This window comes from Wolbachia endosymbiont (group B) of Silvanus unidentatus, from assembly GCF_964028615.1.
GTDB lineage: Bacteria > Pseudomonadota > Alphaproteobacteria > Rickettsiales > Anaplasmataceae > Wolbachia.
In genome coordinates, this window is sequence record NZ_OZ034795.1 from 1515312 (window position 1) to 1533884 (window position 18573).

Genomic DNA, 18573 nt, shown 5'->3' on the forward strand with positions numbered 1-18573 from the left:
TAAATGTATCAAGGTATAAAATTATAAATATTAAGAATGAATAGGTTAGTTATGAATCTTGTAACAAAATCCGCTATCGATTTTACTGCTTCGGCTGTTCTTGCTAGTGGAAAAATAGTTGATGATTTCTGTTTAAGTAAACATATAAAGGATAAGTATGCTGTCCTTTTTTTCTATCCACTTGATTTTACTTTTGTCTGTCCAACTGAGTTGATATCATTTAGCAACAAAATAGAAGATTTTTCAAAACGTGATGTTGAAGTGATAGGAATAAGTATAGATTCAAAATTTTCACACTATAAATGGCGAAACACTCCAGTTAATGATGGTGGTATTGGAGAGGTTAGCTACAATTTAGTGTCTGATATCAAAAAGTCTATATCAAGAGACTATGGGGTCTTATATGATGACTCAATTGCACTAAGAGCAACTTTTGTTATTGATGATAAATTTGTTGTACGTCATCAATCGATAAATGATTTTCCTTTAGGGCGTAATATCGATGAATTCATTAGAATCATTGATGCAATAAAACATAATGAAGAGCATGGTGAAGTATGTCCAGCAGGGTGGAAAAAAGGCAAGCCTGCGATGCAGGCAAGCGATGAAGGAGTGGCTGATTATCTAAACTCACACAGTGCAGAATTATAAATTGAGTACAAAAGTTCTTATTATTGGATCTGGAGCAGCGGGTTATGCTGCTGCTATATATGCAGCACGTGCAAATTTAGAGCCAATTGTAGTAACAGGAATGCAACCTGGTGGTCAGCTTACAATTACTACGGATGTTGAAAACTATCCAGGTTTTATTTCTATACAAGGTCCAGAACTCATGGAACAAAAGAGGTTGCATGCAGAGAAGGCGGGAGCAAGAATAATAGACGATGAGATAAAAAGTGTAGAACAACTTGAGGATTCTAATGAGTATAGATTTAGATCTTGTGGTAATGCTAGTGACTACTATTCGAATGCAATTATAATCGCAGCTGGTGCGCAAGCGAAGTGGCTTGGCCTGGAGAGTGAAAAGAAATTTCAAGGTTACGGAGTTTCGGCATGCGCAACTTGTGATGGTGCATTTTTTAGAAATAAAGTTGTAGCTGTGGTTGGTGGTGGAAATACTGCTGTTGAAGAAGCAATATTTTTAACTCGATTTGCTAAGGAAGTTATACTGATACACAGGCGTGATAACTTAAGAGCAGAGAAAGTAATGCAAGACAGGCTCTTTAAAAATGATAAGATAAAGGTAATATGGAATCATACCGTAGAACAGGTTCTTGGAGAAGAAAATCCAAAAAAAGTTACTGGCATTACAATTAAATCGACGAAAACCAATACAGTTCAGGAATTAAAAGTGGATGGAGTGTTCATTGCAATTGGGCATGCGCCAAATACAGGTATTTTTAAGGGCTTTGTTGAAATGGATCAGCAAGGTTATATAATTACGAAACCTGGAACAACTCTAACCAGTAGGGCAGGGGTGTTTGCCGCTGGCGATGTTCAAGATAAGGTATATCGCCAGGCAGTAGTTGCAGCAGGTACAGGGTGCATGGCTGCACTTGATGCAGAAAAATTTTTGGAATCATAATTAGTTCTAAAATTTTTAACTAAATTACTTGCAATTTTCTTTGTTTTTTTTATAATTATGTTAATAAATTATAGGTTGAGGAGAATTTAGTATGCTTTCGGGAAGTAATGTAGATTTTAGAAGAAGGGTTGTTAGTGATGTAGGATTACGAACTCAAAATCAAACAACTTCAGGACAATCAACAACAAAATTATTTAAAGCTATTGATGATGAAAATCTAGGGGATTTTAAGCGAGCTCTGGCAGAAGGTGCGAATGTTAATGCGTTTGATGAGGGATATACACCATTAATGACTATTATCATGGGTGTTGATGATAGTCCTACAAACTTAAAAATGATGACTTTGCTTTTACAGCACCAGAATTTAAATATTAATGCTCAAGAAACTAAAGAATCCAATACAGCTCTACATCTAGCCTTTCTCATGGAAAATAGGAATTTTGTACAGATGTTACTTAGACATCCTAACATGAATACAAACATTAAAAACAAAGTTTTTCTTCTTCAGGATCAATATCTTGAGCCTCGATATAATGGTTTCAGAGCAGAGCTTATAAAAAATGCAGAGTACAAACAATGGTTTTTTTATACTCCTCAGGGATATATTGAAAAAATAGGGCGAATACAAAAAAAGGAGTTTTCACATCTTACAATAGAAATACAAAAAGCACAAACAGGAAAAGAATTATTAGATGCTCTTTCTAACAGAAATATTGACCGAGCAAAAAGACTATTAAATCAAGAACTCAACCCTAATTGTTGGAAAAGAAATTCAAATGGAGAAATAGAAACACCACTTAGCCTGATTATCAAATCATGTTTACAAGGAATAACAGAGGAAAATAAAAAAGAAGTACTGACTAAATTTTTAAAACATAAAGACCTAGATTTTAGTCAAATAAAACCAATACCAGCTATAGAGCAAAATTCAAGATTGAAGCAAATCATTGAACAAGCTATGAAAGAGCGATTAACTGATGCTATTAATAGAAAAGATTTGAATGATGTAAAAAAATTAGTAGAAGATAATTGCTTCATAAATCGTGCAATTGTCACCGCTGTGTTGAGGAATGTTAATAATCCAATTGAATCTATTAAAAATTATCTCAATGAGAAATTTCCTGCAAGTATGGAACAGCCTTCAGCAAATGCACATAATGTTGCTCCGGAAATAAACGATGAGTTTATTGCTCAAGAATTGCAGCGACTTGAAAACCTGGAAGGTGAACTTGAAAGAACAAAGGCTCAACTTGCAGAAAAAGAGCAAGAGTTGAATAGGACCGTAGATGAAAGAACAAGAGACACTGACAAAATTTCACAGTTAGAAAGGGAGTTGAGACAAGTAAGGCAGGATAATCAGGAAAGAATTCACACTCTCACTGATCAAGTAGCTCGACTTACTAGAGAAAAAAGTCAACTTGAAAACCTTAGAGATGAGCTTGAAAGAACAAAAATTCGACTTAGAGAAAAAGAGCAAGAGCTGGATAGGGTCGTAAGTGAAAGAACAAGAGACACTGACAAAATTTCACAGTTAGAAAGGGATTTAAGGCAAGAGAGATTAGAACTTCAAGCTCAAAATCAAGACTCAAAGAACAAAAACAGAAAACTTTCAGAAGCAAGCATTTATAATAGAAGGCAAAGTAACTATGCCTCTGCCTCTTTTGTGTTATCTGGAGCGTTTGCTATTGGTGCATGTTTAACAATATCGAATTTAGAAATATGTATTTCACTTGCTGTAGCTGCACTTGTTTTCATTGCAATTGGGTGCTACTGTTCATATAAAGCAAGTACAGTACTGAGTGATGTGACAAGCACTGAATTTGGTAATGTTATCAGTTTAAGATAGAGTTAAGGTTTTTACTTCTTCTCTAAACTCTGCTGAAAGTTTTATACATCCTGAAAATACCTTGATAATTCGAGTGAATGTGAACCTGAGTGGTTTCAAGACTTAAATAGTTGTTGTAAACTTGCTTTTATTATCTTTTAGTTCAAGAAATTAAAAGTTTAACGATGAGAATTATAATTACAGACCAAAGTAAAAAGTAGGCTTTTCCATTTGATTTATTTTTCACCTGTAATTTTTTGTCAGCTATTAGGTTTAATTTTTCTATAAGGCTAAATATTCCCTGAATTGCTTTTATGGGATAAGAGCTTTTAATTTTTTCCCTATACCCTATTTTACTTTCATGTTGATTGTTTATCCATGTTTCAACTACTTTCCACATATTGATTTCTGGATAGACTTTCCTACATGTTCCTTCTAATAAAATCATAGTTTTCTGCAGCAATAACAATTGTGTTTGAACTTTCATATCAAAATCACCAGTTATTTTTAGTAGCTGAGTAAGTAATCGAGCAAATGAAATCTTCTGTATAGGCTGTCCAACAATGGGCTCACCTATTGCTCTGCAAGCTGTAACAAAATTTCTATGCTGTGATGGAACATAACCGGCTCTAAAGTGCATTTTTGCAACGTGATCATAATCCCTATTTAAAAAGCCTTTGAGTATCTCTATAACGTAATAGCATGTCTCACGATCTATTCTACCCATGATTCCACAATCCAGGGCAATAATATTGTTATTACTATCGATCATTAAATTTCCAGGATGCATATCAGCATGAAAAAAACAATCCCTATATACCTGATTACAAAAAGATTCTATAAGATTGATAGCTATTTGCTTTCGGTTATTCAGCTTTTCAACTTCGTATATTGGTATAGCTTCCATCCATTCTAATGTTAAAACCTTTTTTGAAGTTCTACTCCAATCTATTTCAGGTACGTAGAAACCTCTGTCATGTTTAGTATTTTCCTTCAGTTCCGAAGAGTGGGCAGCCTCAAAGCGTAGATCTAACTCTAATCGGCAAATTTCAGCAAAAGTTTTGACTAATTCAACTGGCTTCAGCCTTTTTGATTGTTCACTAAATTTTTCTGCAATTTCTGCAAGCCAAGAAAGCATTTTTATATCCCTTGAGAATGTTTTCTCAATATTTGGCCTCAAAACCTTTACAGCAACTTCCTTACCCTCAATTGTAACTGCTCTATGCACCTGAGAAATTGATGCTGCTGCAATTGGCTTTTCAGAAAAACTTGAAAAAATGTCGCTTAATTTACAATTAAACTCACTTTCTATAGTTTTAACTGCTATTTTATACGAAAATGATGGCAATCTATCACATATCAATAGCAAGTTATTTGTTATGTCCTCATTTAAAATATCAGTGCGTGATGAAATGGATTGCCCAAATTTAATGAACACCGGACCTAATCTTTCAAGAGCACGCTTTAGTTTATGACCTTGTATTTTATTTATTGATTTTTTTGATGGTGGAAGTAAATAAGGTAACACATTGTAGCGTGTTAGCACTGTAGTTATTTGCAGAAGACGTAGAATATTTTGAATCATTTCGCTGCGTAACTGCCAAATATTTCATTTATCTCCATAATTTCATCAGGTTTACCTTGATAATAGATAGTATTATTTATGCAAATTATGTAATCTGAGGATGGTAGAGCAGAGTTAAGGTCATGAGAAGTCATGAGAATCGACACTGATCGTTCTTTTGCGATTTTATTTATAATATCGTAAAATTTAGCTCGTGCGTTAATATCCATTGCACTGACTGGTTCATCTAAAATGATCAAATCAGATTCTGAAATTAAACAGCGTGCAAGCAGCAGTAATTGTGTTTGTCCTGCAGAGATTTCTAATACTTGATTTTTTAGGATGTTACCGATACCAACCAATTCTATTGCTTCTGTAACAATGGGTTGATTTTTCTTCAATTTCTTCGAGGAGCTATTGAAAAGGAAAGACTCAACTGTTATTGGCATCAAATTACCAATACTAAAATTTTGTGGCATATAGCTAATTTTTATATTGTCAGCGAATACAATACTGCCAATAAAACCTTTATTTATACCAGCAACTGCTTTCACTAAAGAGGTTTTACCTCCGCCATTTGGACCAAGTATTGTAACTATATCTCCTCTTTGTACTGATATGTTGATATTATCAAGAACTTTTTTGTTACCGTATGAAAGAGTAAGGTTTTCTATTTTTAGAATGCAGTTATTGACACTACTTAATTTTTTGGCAAAAATTGACTTCTTCTCAACATTTATATGAGACATTTACTGTTTTTTTTTCTATTACTTTCATTTACATTATACTACAATAGTGCCTTTTCATCCAATTTAAAAATTGTAGCTACAATCAAACCTATACACTCACTTGTAGCTTCTGTTACAGATGGAATTTCAAAGCCAGAACTACTAATGTACGAAGTAGTGTCTGAACATAACTACATGCTCAGGCCTTCAGACGCAAGTAAATTAGAATCTAGCAATATTATATTTTATATCGATGATTCTTTGGAAACATTCATTAAAACTTTCGCTAAAGAAAATAAGAAGTTAATACCGCTATCAAGTGCAATCGATCTACTTCCTGCTCGAACACATTCATTTTCTAGTCACATTCAAGATGAAAAAGATTTGCATATTTGGCTGAGTCCTGAAAATGCAAAAAGTATGATACTTTCTATCAGTGCAACATTATCTAATATAGATAAAGAAAATGCCTATCGATACAATACTAACGCAGAGGAGGCTATAAGAAAGATAGACCAAGAAGTAGAAAAAATTACGAAAGAATTGGATGAGTTAAAAAATCAAAAATACATAGTTACTCACGATGCTTATCAATATTTCGAAAAATATTTTGATTTAAGTTACCCAAGCGCCATTCTTTCTATAGAAGAAGATTCTTACATAGGTATGAAGAGTTTAATGAAATTAAAAAAGGTAATGAAAGAGGAAAACGTTAAATGTATTGTTTCTCATTCACGAGAGGATAGCATAAAGCCTAATGTCTTTTCTAGTGACGTAAAAATGGTGATTCTTGATCCTATTGGATCAGATGTAGAGCCTGGAAAGGATGCATATCTAGATATAATCAGCAGCATTGCACAAAATTTCAAGTCTTGTTTCACTGAGTAATGAGTTCTTTTATCTATTCAGATAGCATTGCAAACTTAGTGCTTTCTATTCCAATCACAACTATACCGACATTATCTACCAGAAGTATATCATCCCAGTCTGGGATTCAGTTAAGTTGGTAAGCATAAAAATATTATGTTAAAGCACAACGTTCTTGATGAGATTAGGGCAAGCCAATGTCAGCTACTTGAATGACACCATTTGCTATGCCCTCAAAAATGAATGCTCGTACAGCTGTGTGCCAGCTACTTGCATCTGCTATTTTTACTCATAATTATCTTGCCTGAACGAACTTAAATTCAAGTAGTTAATCATAGAAACAAAAAAAAGAAGATAACCAATATCTTCTTTTACTCTAATTAAAAAGACATTGAATTGTAATTGTCTATTTCATCTGATATAAGCGATAATTTTATGCTCTCAAAACGGAGATTACTTGCAATATCTGTTAACTGTTCACTAAGTGTTACTTTTTCTGGTGAATGGTGTTCAGGAGCTTTAATATTTCTATTACAGTCAGCCTTACACCAAGATCTATTAATTTTTGTCAATAAATCATTACCCTCGTATTTATTTTCACACTGTCTGTGGCACAAATTAAGTAAATCAACACCATGCAATGTCAATGAAGCAGAATCTTGTGTAAATTTTACCATAATATAATCCTTAATCTTATTATATCTATATTAACATATAAATGTGAATATTATACTAATATAGTTACTTTTTATGGCAAGTGGTTTTTGGTTATTTTCTAAACTTTCTTTATAAAAACCATAGGCGCCTATTGGTTTTTAGCTAAAGTAAAGATCAAGTATCTGGAATTCTGGACATAAAATCCTCCTGTGTAAAAAAGATTAGAAAAAAAGTGCGGCGCACATACGACAGAGATTAAGTATGTGTGTGCACCTACGTACGCTGAAGAAGATACGCCACATTTTTTAATGAATTTAATGAAAAAAGTCTGCAGATAAAGATAAATTTTGAGCTCTTAAAATATCTTTTACTATGATTATAGTCAGATTTAAAATATGCGCAAGCAATTTTTTTCTGTAAAAGTTTAACAAAAGAATTCAAAAGTTTGTGAACAACCTCTAAGTGTATGGTCCCAGAGTGTGATGGTATATAGACTATCTGGATCATTTAAAGTGTCAGATCAAGTCCCATTTAAGCAATAAAAAGACCAGATCAGGACAAAAACGCTACCATTTTCAGCCCTTATTCAGGTGGCTCAATTTCCCGTAACTTATATAAGTTACCGTAATCTTTCAAAACCTCAAACAGACTTTCTCTAATGCAAAACAGTATAACTAGTGAGCAATAAGCTACACTCCTTTTAGCTGTAAGCTTTGCATGATAATATACTTACTTTAATTTTTCTTCTTTAAATAATACGTGTCTTCTGACCACTGGGTCATACTTCCTAAACTCGAGCTTCTTGGGAAGGTTCTTAGGATTACGTTTTTTTACACAAAAATAGCCTGTTAGTTTCTCTTCTCCAGTTTTTGTTGTTTTAGTTGCAGTGCTAACTAGCTTGACAAGCAAAGAAGCATTTTTTTTCGCCATAATTGTTAGTGACATAATAAACTCTATGCAAGTTTATTACGCAAAACACTGAAAGTCAACCCAATAATGCAGATCGCAAAATTCTTGACAATCAATAATATATTAAGTAGTATAAGAACATTTCAGAATGAAAAGTAGACGGTAAATAAGTGGTGAGTGATGGCAAAAGGTTATTGTTGATAGAAAGTACTACCTGTTCTAACGAGGTAAGGGTTGCCCTACTAGTTAATGGTAGGGTTGTAGAGTTTGAACAAGAATTCAAGGAAAAAAAACAATTAAGAGGTAATATATACGTTGCTTATGTAAAGCGTATAGAGCCTGCTTTGCAGGCCGTGTTCATTGAGTATGGAAAAAATAAGCAAGGTTTTTTGTCTTTTTCTGAGATATCTCTAAATTACTTTAATATTCCAGAAAAAGAGAAGGAAATTTTCCCTGATGAAGACTATTCGAGCGGTGTGGACTGTTCAAATGATAATTGCACAGAAGAAGGCCTAGATTCTACAGCTAGTAATGAATCCAGCAGTGGTTTTGTGAGGGGGGTACCTTTACATAGAAAATATAAGTTACAAGATGTGATTTCAGTAAATCAAAAGTTATTAGTTCAATTAACTAAGGAAGAACGAGGAAATAAAGGAGCTTCATTTACAACATACGTAACTTTGGTCGGTAGATACTGTGTTTTCATGCCCAATTCCATAAGTAGGGGTGGAGTATCTCGCAGAATTGAAGATACCAACGTTAGAAAACAGTTAAAGGATATATTAAATTCAATAAATTTACCAAAAGGCTCAGGTTTAATAGTAAGAACTGTTGGTGCAGGAAAAAGTAAGAAAGAAATTGAGCAAGATTACAATAATTTGACCTTATTATGGCAAAATATTCAGCAAAACTTCTCTTCTTTAAATGTTCCATCATTAATTTACAACGAAGCAGATGTAGTTATGAGATCTGTACGTGACTTTTGTAGTAATGATACAGAAATTATAGTATCTGATAGAGAAGTTTGTGAAGCGGTAAGAAAATACACTAAAAATGTGTTACAAGGAAAATTGCGTCCTAGATTATATAGAGGTTCTGTTCCAATCTTTACTTACTATCGAGTCGAAGATCAAATTTCTGAATTATATAGCAATAGAGTAGAATTGCCATCTGGTGGGTCTTTGGTGATAACCTTAACTGAGGCATTTGTTTCAATAGACGTAAATTCAGGGAAAATGACAGGAGAAGATAACATAGAAGAAACAGCTTATAGAACTAATATGGAGGCATTATCTGAAATATCAAGGCAAGCGAATCTCAGGGGCTTATCAGGGTTAATAGTTGTTGATTTTATTGACATGTTGAAACTTGAGTATTGCAAAAATGTTGAATTTGCTATCAAGCAGGCGTTTAAAGATGATAAAGCTAAAGTTCAATTTAGCTTTATCAATGACTTTGGTTTAATGGTCTTTTCAAGACAAAGAATTAAACCAAATATACAGGAAATTAATACTACAGAGTGCTTACACTGTAAAGGTATTGGAAGAGTGAAATCAAACGAAGTGGTTGTTGCATCGATACTAAGGGATTTGCAACATATTGCTAATAAAAATCAAAATAAGTCCTTTGATTTAATAGCACGCAGTGCAGTTATAGCGCACATTTTTAATAATAAGCGTGATATGGTTTCTACAATCGAAAAAGAGTTCAATATTACATTAAATGTTAGTATTGATAATAGTTTAGATGCAGATACATTTATTTTAAAGCAAGGAGACCATATTAATTTTAATGATTATAAGCCATTGCAGAATTCTGGATGTCAAATTGTGAATAGCAGGGATAAAGAAGCTGGTAAACTACCGGGCAACTTTTGGTTAACTAAATGGCTTTCGCGCCTTTTGGGCTCTAACAACTAAACGGGACTTGTAATTAACGAGTTTTATACTTATATATTTTACATCAGATAATATTTAAAAGGGAGTATTCATTATGGGAAGAGCAATAGGTATAGATCTTGGAACAACAAATTCTTGTGTTGCAATAATGCAAGGCAAGGATGCAAAAGTAATCGAGAATAAAGAAGGAGCAAGAACTACTCCATCTATAGTTGCATTTACTTCATCTGGAGAAAGGTTGATTGGCGCTCCAGCAAAAAGGCAAGCAACTACCAATGCAAATAATACTTTTTTTGCAACTAAGAGATTGATAGGTCGCCAATATAGCGATCCTGAAATGAAGAATCTAGGTGTACCGTATAAGGTATTTGCAGCAAAAAATGGTGATGCATGGGTTAAAACAACTGATGGTAAAGAATACTCTCCTAGTCAAATTGGTGCATTTATACTACAAAACCTGAAAGAAGCAGCTGAGGCTTATCTTGGGGAAGAAGTAAAGGATGCTGTGATAACAGTGCCGGCGTACTTCAATGATTCTCAACGTCAAGCAACAAAAGATGCAGGAAAAATTGCTGGATTAAATGTCCTCAGAATAATTAACGAACCAACTGCTGCAGCACTTGCTTATGGTCTTGATAAAAAGCACGGACACACAATAGTAGTGTATGATCTTGGTGGTGGTACATTTGATGTTTCAGTTCTTGAAATAGGTGACGGAGTTTTTGAAGTAAAGGCTACAAATGGTGATACTCACCTTGGAGGGGAAGACTTCGATAATGCAGTAGTAAATTATTTACTGGGTGAATTCAAGAAAAGTAATGGCATTGATTTGAAAAACGATCCAATGGCTATGCAAAGAATCAAAGAAGCTGCAGAAAAAGCAAAGGTAGAATTGTCAAGTGCAATGGAAACAGAAGTAAATCTACCGTTTGTTACAGCTGATGCAAGTGGCCCAAAACACTTAAATATGAAGCTAACAAGAGCAAAGCTTGAAAGTTTAGTGAATGATTTAATTGAAAGGACTATAATTCCTTGCAAAAAAGCTCTTGAAGATGCTGGTTTGTCTGCTAGTCAAATTGGTGAAGTAGTTCTTGTTGGTGGCATGACTCGTATGCCAAAAGTCATAGAGAAAGTTAAAGAATTCTTTGGCAAAGATCCACACAGAGGGGTTAACCCTGATGAAGTTGTAGCAATTGGAGCTGCAATACAGGCGGGAATCATTCAAGGTGATGTAAGAGATGTATTACTACTTGACGTAACTCCACTTTCTCTTGGTATTGAAACTCTAGGGGGAGTGTTCACTCCACTTATTGAACGTAATACTACTATTCCCACAAAAAAATCTCAGGTGTTTTCAACTGCAGAAGATAACCAAACAGCCGTTACAATTAAGGTACATCAAGGTGAAAGAAAATTGGCGATTGATAATAAACTGCTTGGTCAGTTTAGTTTAGAAGGAATACCACCTGCTCCTCGTGGGGTTCCTCAAATTGAGGTGACATTTGATATAGATGCAAATGGAATAGCGCATGTTTCTGCAAAGGATAAAGCTACTGGAAAAGAGCAAAAAATACGTATTCAGTCTTCAGGTGGTTTATCGGAGGATGAAATAAATCGGATGGTGAGAGAAGCTGAGGAAAAAGCACAAGAAGATGAAAAGCGTAAGAAATTTATTGAAGTGAAGAATCAAGCGGATAGTTTAGTTCATTCTACAGAAAAATCTTTGACAGAATATGGTGATAAAATTTCTCCAGAAGATAAATCTGCTATTGAGAATGCAGTTAATGAATTAAAGGAAGTTAGTAAGTCTGATAATATTGATGATGCTGATTCAATACAACAGAAGGTTACTAATCTTTCTCAACTTTCTATGAAGCTTGGAGAAGCTATGTATAAGGAATCTCAACAACAACAAGGTGGAGAAAGCTCATCCACAACAAATAATGAGGAAGAAAAAGTAGTAGATTCTGATTATCAAGACATGGATAATAAAGAAGAGAATAAGTAATTCGATTGTCATCCCAGTGCCCAGATACTGTGGGATGACAAGAGGAGCGTATTGTTGCTTAAAGGAACTATTGTGGATATTATTAAGACAATAGAAGAAAAATTACGCGATTCAATAGGTGTAATTGATATTAATATTATCGATGAATCAGCAAAGCATGTAGATCATTATTTTGTTTCTTCTTCGACACTACCTTCACATATCAAATTAGTATTAATATCTAACGACTTTTCTGGAATGAGCTCTTTAAAGAGGCATAAATTGATCTATGAATTATTAAAGAGTGAAATAGAGCGATTACATGCGATTTCTCTTCACTTGTATACGCAAAGCGAATACAATCTAAAAAATAAATAGTAGAAACGTGAGAGAAGAGTCTTTATTAGTTAAAGCAGGAAGAAAATTTAATGATTATAAAGGGTCGATGAACCCACCAGTTTATCATTCTTCTACTATATTATTTCCTACTTACAAGGACTACTTAAATGCAGCAAATGGAGAAAGTATATACGATGTAATCAATGATGGTGTTGCAAGGGATTACAGTTACAGTAATGTTGGTACGCCTACTGTTCATTATTTTTCAAATGCACTGGCTGAAATTGAGGGTAGGGGACAAGCACTCATCTACCCTTCTGGATTATTTGCACTTACTTTTGCTATTTTGACTTTCACTAAAGCAGGTTCACATGTCCTGATACAAGATAATAGTTATTATAGGCTAAAGAGATTTGCCGAAAATGAGCTACCAAAAAGAGGAGTAGAAGTAACTTTTTATAATCCGACACAGGATATAACTGATTTAGTTCAGAGTAATACTTCACTCATCATGATTGAGACTCCTGGTTCTATAACGTTTGAGATTTCAAATATAGAGCATATAGTAAAAGTTGCTAAAGCACGTGGAATCGTAACCGTTTGTGACAATTCATGGGCCACTCCTTTGTTGTTTAAGCCGCTTGATTATGGAATTGATGTTGCACTATACGCGGTGACAAAGTATCTAGCCGGTCACTCAGATTTAGTGATGGGAGCTATGGTTGCTGAAGGTAAAATTTTTAAATTGCTTTATGAGAGCTATAAAAATTATGGAGTCACCATTCAATCGCATGACTGTTACCTTGCACACAGGGGACTTAGAACACTGCAAACACGCATGAGGAAGCATCAAAGTACAGCAATGCAAGTAGCAAAGTGGCTGGAAAAACATCCAAAAATCAAAAAAGTCTTATACCCCGCACTTTTTTCCTATTCTCAGCATGATTTATGGAAAAGTTATTTCAAAGGGGCAAGTAGCGTATTTAGTATAGTACTCGATAGAGAATATTCATGTGAGGAACTAAGCTGCATGGTTGATCACATGAAAATTTTTGGCATCGGTGCTTCTTGGGGAGGATGTGACAGTTTGATATTACCAATAGAACATAGATCTATGTCAAGATCTGTAATGAATTCAGATTATGGTGGAAGTTTTGTGCGAATATTTTGCGGACTAGAAGATCCTGAAGATTTGATTTTTGACTTGAATACTGCATTAATAAGACTGCCATGTTCAAGTGTTAAAGATGATTGTGAGACTGAAAGAGCTACTGCATAACATTGTAAATGCTGACTTTGATATTGAAATCAAAGGCGTCACATGTAATCCTAAGAGAGTTAAAGAAGGTTACCTTTTTGTTTGTGTGTCAGAAAGGAGTAAAGAACACGTAACATGTCTTCCTAATGGATGTGTACACAACTGTGTAGACGTTGTAATACAAGGGGCCAAGAAAGATGTCATCCCAGTGCTCAGACACTGGGATCCAGAAAATTTAATTGTAAACAAGCATACTAGACAATTGTATAATGAAAACTGGATTCCAGTGTCCGCTACTCGAATGACAAGTACTCCAAGTTTTGCAGTGCTTTACCACTCGGACCCTCAAGGAATATACAGTGAAATAGTCAGCAGGTTTTATCAATTCAAACAACCTAAATATGTTGCTGCTGTAACTGGTACGAATGGTAAAACTTCAGTGGTGGAATTTTGTCGCCAGATTTGGCAAGATAATGTAGCGTCTATAGGAACACTGGGAACATGTGTCAATAATAATAGAAAAGATAATAGCCTTACAACGCCAAGTGCAGATGATCTTTATTCCACATTGCGTGACATAAATAATAAGAACGTAGAACACTTAGCATTAGAAGCTTCAAGCCATGGAATCGATCAATACAGAATCCATGGACTCAGGCTCAATGCTGCAGCTTTTACTAATTTCTCTCAAGATCATTTGGACTATCACAAAAGTATCGATGAGTATTTTGAGGCCAAGAAAAGGTTGTTTGATGAGGTATTGCCAAAAGAAAAAACAGCGATTTTAAATGCAGATATAGGCGAATATGGAGAGTTGCTCAACATAGCTGAAAAGCGTGGCAACAAAGTTATAACCTATGGAAAAAAAAACTCTGACATTACTTTATTAAAGCAGATACCCACTGCCAATGGTCAATACCTGACAATTCAAATCGGTGATGAAATTTATAACGCATTTTTTCCGATTTTTGGGCAATTTCAAGCATATAATTTGTTGTGTGCAATCGGTATAGTTATTTCATCTGGTATGGACTATCAAAGAATGTGTATAGATAAACTCGCTTCTCCATCTGGAAGAATGGAAAAAGTGAACACTTTTGCATTTGTCGATTACGCTCATACTCCAAGTGCACTCAAACAAGCTCTGTTGTCTTTAAAATGGCACTTCAATAAAAAGATAGTTCTAGTGTTCGGTTGTGGCGGGAATCGTGATCAAACAAAACGTGCAGAGATGGGTAAAATAGCACAAATGCTTGCAGGTAAAGTTATAGTCACAGATGACAATCCGCGTGATGAAGATCCGGGGAAAATTCGTCACGATATTTTGTTACATTGCCCTGATGCACTGGAGATAGGAGATAGAAAAAAAGCTATAGAGAAAGGTATAAATATAGCACATGATGAAAATATGATTCTGCTAGTTGCAGGAAAAGGACATGAAAGATTCCAAATAATAGAAGGCCAAGCCCTTGAATTTAGTGATGTTGAAGTTATTAGAGAGGGCCAAAAATTTGCTACTGCTGTTTTGCTCTCTCCTTCATCCAATGCCTGAATGGCTTTTTTCCTTAAGTCATAACTGTACGCTGCTGGCATTTTTACCTTCTTGTTACACTAAATCACTATCTTATCTTGTTCCTACTATTATGAGAAGAGCTATACAAGGATATGAAAGTGGAGATTGTGGTTACAAGATTAGTGAGAGAATATAGAAAAATTTAGGATGAAATATTGCGTGATATAGTTCATTTAGTGATAAAGGCTCTTACAGGTATAGTAGCGCTTCATAAGTAAGAATATTTTTACAAAGAATTTAATAATCACAATTTAGGCAATGATGAAAGTTCTTTAAGAAAAAAGTTTAATACTATCAAGAAAAGTTTGCATAGGCATAGCAATATAATACATAATAATCAAAATATTCCAAATTCTGTCAATTTATTTGCACAGTCAATCACTTGAGAATTCGGAAATTGATTTTTAAACCAAGTGTACTGGCGTTTTGCATAATGCCTTGTGTTTGTTTGAGCAATCTGTATTGCTTCGTCTAAAGTAATCTCCCCTTTTAAGTATCTTATAATTTCTGGTACTCCATGTGCTTTCATAGCTGGCAAATGTGGAGATGGGTTCATGCTAAGTAGGTTTTTTACTTCATCAATTGCTCCATTTTCAACCATTTCAATAAAACGAGAATTTATTTTTCGGTATATATCCTCACGTTTAGGTAGAATTGTATATACCTTAAAATTATTGAACAAAGGAGGCTGTCTATTTTCTTGCCATACAAAGATTGTCTTGCCAGTTTCAGTGATAACTTCAAGTGCTCTTGAGAGGCGATGTGAGTCATTAATAAATATTTTACCTTGAATCCTTGGATCTTTGCTTAGCACTAATTTGTAGAATTCCTCTTTACTTAAATTTTTTCTAAGTTCATTTACGTTTTCTCTCACTTCCTGGCTTATTTGTGGAATCGATGATAATCCCTTGATTAAGCTGCTAATGTAAAGCCCACTTCCTCCAGTGATGATCGGTATTCGTGAATTTTTCAGCGCGTTGTTAACTTCCCTATTTAAATCCTCTATCCATAAACCTACGGAATAATTTTCTCTTGCTGAAACATAACCGTATAGCCTATAAAATTCTTTCTGCTTTGGTGGTTGAGCAGTAATTACGGGAATCTCTTTGTATACCTGCTTTGAGTCACAGTTTATTATGCTAATGTTTTTATGCTTTTTTATCAAGTTATCGCATAATTCTGATTTACCTGAGGCTGTAATTCCTGTAATAATTACTATATTATCTTTCATTTATATTAATTTAACTAACCTATGATAGGGTGTAGTAAAAATTTGGATTCTACAATCTAAAATTTGGAGACTTTTATGGCAGAAAATGATAACGATAACTCGTTTACTAAGCGTTTTACAAATAGGACTTCTAATGAGACAAGAGGAGGTTTTTCCAGTAAGTATTCATCTCAAAATACAAAAGAACATGCACTAGGAGCAAAAGGAAAAATTTCTGAATTGGCAAACAAAAAAGCTGAAGCCAAGGAAGCTTTTTCTGAAAGTGGCGGCATAAAGAGTAAAAGCAGAACTATCAATGAAAGATCCTTTGCTGATGCAACAAGAAGAAGTAGATCAGATCTCATATATCTAGTTCGTGGTAAAGATCGAGGAAGATCAGCTTGGCACTATGTATTAGTTGATAAAGATAAAAGAGAAATGTTTCTGGCAAAAAGTAGAACTGGCTCTATAGATGTTGCAGATTATGGAGAGATTTTATATTCAGGATGGGGAGATGATCCACCACAGACGATAGTCGATAAAATCAATGAGGAGTTCGGATTGTAGTAAATCTGTTGTAAAAACGAGCAGTTGCTAATAAAATTTACTGTAAGTATACAACAGTAGCCATTTCGGTATCTTAATTGCTACCATATAGCGAGATAACTGTAAACCCAGAGCTATTGTAGACATAAGTTTTAGCTATATGGTATTTGAAGTAATAAATGCAATAAAAAATAATTTGTTAGCATGCTTTCCAACAGAGACAGTATATGCTCTTGCTTGTAATGCGCTAGGTAAAGAATCTATAGAAAAAATATACCGGATAAAGAAGCGTTCTCAAAACAAGCCACTCTCTATATTTGTTAGTGATGTTGATAGTTTGACAAATATAGCAAAGGTAAAAGAAGAATATATCAATTTAATAAACTACTTTTCTCCTGGACCAATGACCTATATTTTACCACTTCAAGATAACAGTATATTACCAAATGAGTTCTTTAAAGATAGTATAGGCATAAGAATTCCTGATCATCCTATTGCGATTTCAATATTAAATGAACTGAAAACTCCAGTAGTTGCAACTAGTATTAACATTTCAGGAGAAAAAAGTATATGCAAAGCAAGAGATATACCTCAGTCTATTAAGCAACACTTATCTGCAGTAATTGAAGATGATGAATTAGTTTCTGGTATAGAATCTACTATTATTGACTTAACTGGAGACAAGATTAAGGTTTTAAGAAAAGGTAAAATTTCATTACAAACAATAAATAACGAATTTTCAAACTAAGATCTATAGGAGAAAGAATGAAAAAGGTGATAGGCCACAACCAAGCAAAAAAAAAGATAATGAACAACTTGTCTGTTCAATCTTGGCTGATCTGTGGTAAAAAAGGCATAGGAAAAGCAACACTTGCACAATCCTTTTCTAATTGGTTTCTTATCAAAAATTACGATGAAGTAGCATTAGACTTACACATTGTTGAAGGTGATACAATAGGAGTGGAAAAGGTGAGAGAAATGAAAAATTTTCTGTACCTAAGCCCCATTCAATCAGAATATAAGATAGCTATAATAGATAGCTTGGAGGCAATGACTAGCAATGCTAAAAATGCAATATTAAAGATATTAGAGGAGCCGCCACAAAATTCTAAAATACTTATAATTAGCCATAAACCATATAATATACAAACCACCATCCGGTGTAGGTGCTTTCAGCTGAATTTACTTCCGTTAACTTACGATGAAACAAAGCAGGTTGTTTCATCTCAGTGTAAATTCGACGATAAAATATTTAGTGAGATCATTACTTTGTTTCCTGGAACTCCGGGAGTAATAATAAATGCAATAAACAGTGGTGCTTATGAGTCACATAAGCATTTTTATACATTTTTCCGTAATCTAAATAATTCTGATATAGTTAATAAAATAATTAATAGTGAAATTGAGCTAGAACTAGCATCACATATCATTCAAACCTCCATTTTAGAAAGTATAAAGAAAGAAGTAAATAATGTTGAAATTTTGCTAAGTCAATGGAAAGAAATAGATGAACTTTTCGTTGCTGCAAAGCAATTTCGCTTAGATAAAAAGCATGTTTTAGCTAATGTAGTTAACATCATGACACAAAAATATAATACTTTTAACATAAATTCATGATAAAATCCTG

General features: G+C 34.0%; 17 protein-coding genes. 12 read left to right on the forward strand and 5 right to left on the reverse strand.

The features are described from left to right. Positions 1 to 51 precede the first annotated feature (51 nt). The 3 genes from ABWU65_RS07225 to ABWU65_RS07235 all read left to right on the forward strand — a co-directional run bounded on the left by ABWU65_RS07225 (position 52) and on the right by ABWU65_RS07235 (position 3431). Entirely contained in the window at positions 52 to 651 is a 600-nt protein-coding gene (locus tag ABWU65_RS07225) for a peroxiredoxin (RefSeq protein ID WP_007302702.1), read from the forward strand. Continuing rightward, positions 638 to 1585, forward strand: a complete 948-nt coding sequence (gene trxB / locus ABWU65_RS07230; protein ID WP_213863721.1) for a thioredoxin-disulfide reductase — start codon at positions 638 to 640, stop codon at positions 1583 to 1585. Before ABWU65_RS07225 ends, trxB begins: the two co-directional genes overlap by 14 nt. Before the next feature lie 91 nt (positions 1586 to 1676). Then, on the forward strand, positions 1677 to 3431 hold the full coding sequence (locus tag ABWU65_RS07235) for an ankyrin repeat domain-containing protein (protein ID WP_353280560.1): 1755 nt from the start codon (positions 1677 to 1679) through the stop codon (positions 3429 to 3431). Between the two features lie 142 nt (positions 3432 to 3573). On the opposite strand, the gene ubiB is transcribed toward ABWU65_RS07235, so the two are convergent. Together ubiB and ABWU65_RS07245 are read right to left on the reverse strand one after the other, a co-directional pair. Next, positions 3574 to 4995, reverse strand: a complete 1422-nt coding sequence (gene ubiB / locus ABWU65_RS07240; protein WP_012481747.1) for a 2-polyprenylphenol 6-hydroxylase — start codon at positions 4993 to 4995, stop codon at positions 3574 to 3576. Next, positions 4992 to 5723: a metal ABC transporter ATP-binding protein gene (locus ABWU65_RS07245; RefSeq protein WP_006013415.1), complete on the reverse strand. Its 732-nt coding sequence runs from the start codon at positions 5721 to 5723 to the stop codon at positions 4992 to 4994. Before ABWU65_RS07245 ends, ubiB begins: the two co-directional genes overlap by 4 nt. Between ABWU65_RS07245 and ABWU65_RS07250 the strand changes: the two genes are divergently transcribed. Further along, positions 5715 to 6590, forward strand: a complete 876-nt coding sequence (locus tag ABWU65_RS07250; protein ID WP_007302707.1) for a zinc ABC transporter substrate-binding protein — start codon at positions 5715 to 5717, stop codon at positions 6588 to 6590. The two genes, ABWU65_RS07245 and ABWU65_RS07250, sit on opposite strands and share 9 nt — an antisense overlap. 359 nt (positions 6591 to 6949) lie before the next feature. Here ABWU65_RS07250 and ABWU65_RS07255 read toward each other — a convergent pair whose 3' ends face one another. Both ABWU65_RS07255 and rpmG read right to left on the reverse strand, forming a co-directional pair. Further along, positions 6950 to 7246, reverse strand: coding sequence for a hypothetical protein (locus ABWU65_RS07255; protein WP_007302708.1), 297 nt, complete (start codon positions 7244 to 7246; stop codon positions 6950 to 6952). A gap of 709 nt (positions 7247 to 7955) precedes the next feature. Next, positions 7956 to 8156, reverse strand: coding sequence for a 50S ribosomal protein L33 (gene rpmG / locus ABWU65_RS07260; RefSeq protein WP_012481745.1), 201 nt, complete (start codon positions 8154 to 8156; stop codon positions 7956 to 7958). A gap of 149 nt (positions 8157 to 8305) precedes the next feature. Between rpmG and ABWU65_RS07265 the strand changes: the two genes are divergently transcribed. The 5 genes from ABWU65_RS07265 to ABWU65_RS07285 all read left to right on the forward strand — a co-directional run bounded on the left by ABWU65_RS07265 (position 8306) and on the right by ABWU65_RS07285 (position 15169). Beyond that, a complete protein-coding gene (locus ABWU65_RS07265) occupies positions 8306 to 10054 on the forward strand; it encodes an Rne/Rng family ribonuclease (protein WP_007302710.1) in 1749 nt (582 codons plus the stop codon). A gap of 73 nt (positions 10055 to 10127) precedes the next feature. Then, a complete protein-coding gene (gene dnaK / locus ABWU65_RS07270; protein ID WP_019236356.1) occupies positions 10128 to 12041 on the forward strand; it encodes a molecular chaperone DnaK in 1914 nt (637 codons plus the stop codon). Between the two features lie 72 nt (positions 12042 to 12113). Beyond that, the gene (locus ABWU65_RS07275) at positions 12114 to 12398 is read left to right on the forward strand and encodes a BolA family protein (RefSeq protein WP_012481743.1); all 285 of its coding nucleotides are present in this window, start codon (positions 12114 to 12116) and stop codon (positions 12396 to 12398) included. A 7-nt stretch (positions 12399 to 12405) separates the two neighbouring features. Continuing rightward, entirely contained in the window at positions 12406 to 13638 is a 1233-nt protein-coding gene (gene metC / locus ABWU65_RS07280; protein WP_012481742.1) for a cystathionine beta-lyase, read from the forward strand. Then, positions 13607 to 15169: a Mur ligase family protein gene (locus tag ABWU65_RS07285; protein ID WP_017532610.1), complete on the forward strand. Its 1563-nt coding sequence runs from the start codon at positions 13607 to 13609 to the stop codon at positions 15167 to 15169. The genes metC and ABWU65_RS07285 overlap by 32 nt, the downstream gene beginning before the upstream one ends. Before the next feature lie 358 nt (positions 15170 to 15527). Here ABWU65_RS07285 and miaA read toward each other — a convergent pair whose 3' ends face one another. Further along, positions 15528 to 16421: a tRNA (adenosine(37)-N6)-dimethylallyltransferase MiaA gene (gene miaA, locus ABWU65_RS07290; protein WP_019236354.1), complete on the reverse strand. Its 894-nt coding sequence runs from the start codon at positions 16419 to 16421 to the stop codon at positions 15528 to 15530. A gap of 75 nt (positions 16422 to 16496) precedes the next feature. Here miaA and ABWU65_RS07295 point away from each other — a divergent pair, with 75 nt between their 5' ends. The 3 genes from ABWU65_RS07295 to ABWU65_RS07305 all read left to right on the forward strand — a co-directional run bounded on the left by ABWU65_RS07295 (position 16497) and on the right by ABWU65_RS07305 (position 18563). Beyond that, the gene (locus ABWU65_RS07295) at positions 16497 to 16967 is read left to right on the forward strand and encodes a hypothetical protein (RefSeq protein ID WP_019236353.1); all 471 of its coding nucleotides are present in this window, start codon (positions 16497 to 16499) and stop codon (positions 16965 to 16967) included. 139 nt (positions 16968 to 17106) lie between these two features. Beyond that, positions 17107 to 17694: an L-threonylcarbamoyladenylate synthase gene (locus tag ABWU65_RS07300; RefSeq protein WP_007302717.1), complete on the forward strand. Its 588-nt coding sequence runs from the start codon at positions 17107 to 17109 to the stop codon at positions 17692 to 17694. Between the two features lie 17 nt (positions 17695 to 17711). Then, positions 17712 to 18563, forward strand: coding sequence for a DNA polymerase III subunit delta' (locus tag ABWU65_RS07305; RefSeq protein ID WP_353280564.1), 852 nt, complete (start codon positions 17712 to 17714; stop codon positions 18561 to 18563). The last annotated feature ends 10 nt before the right edge of the window (positions 18564 to 18573 follow it).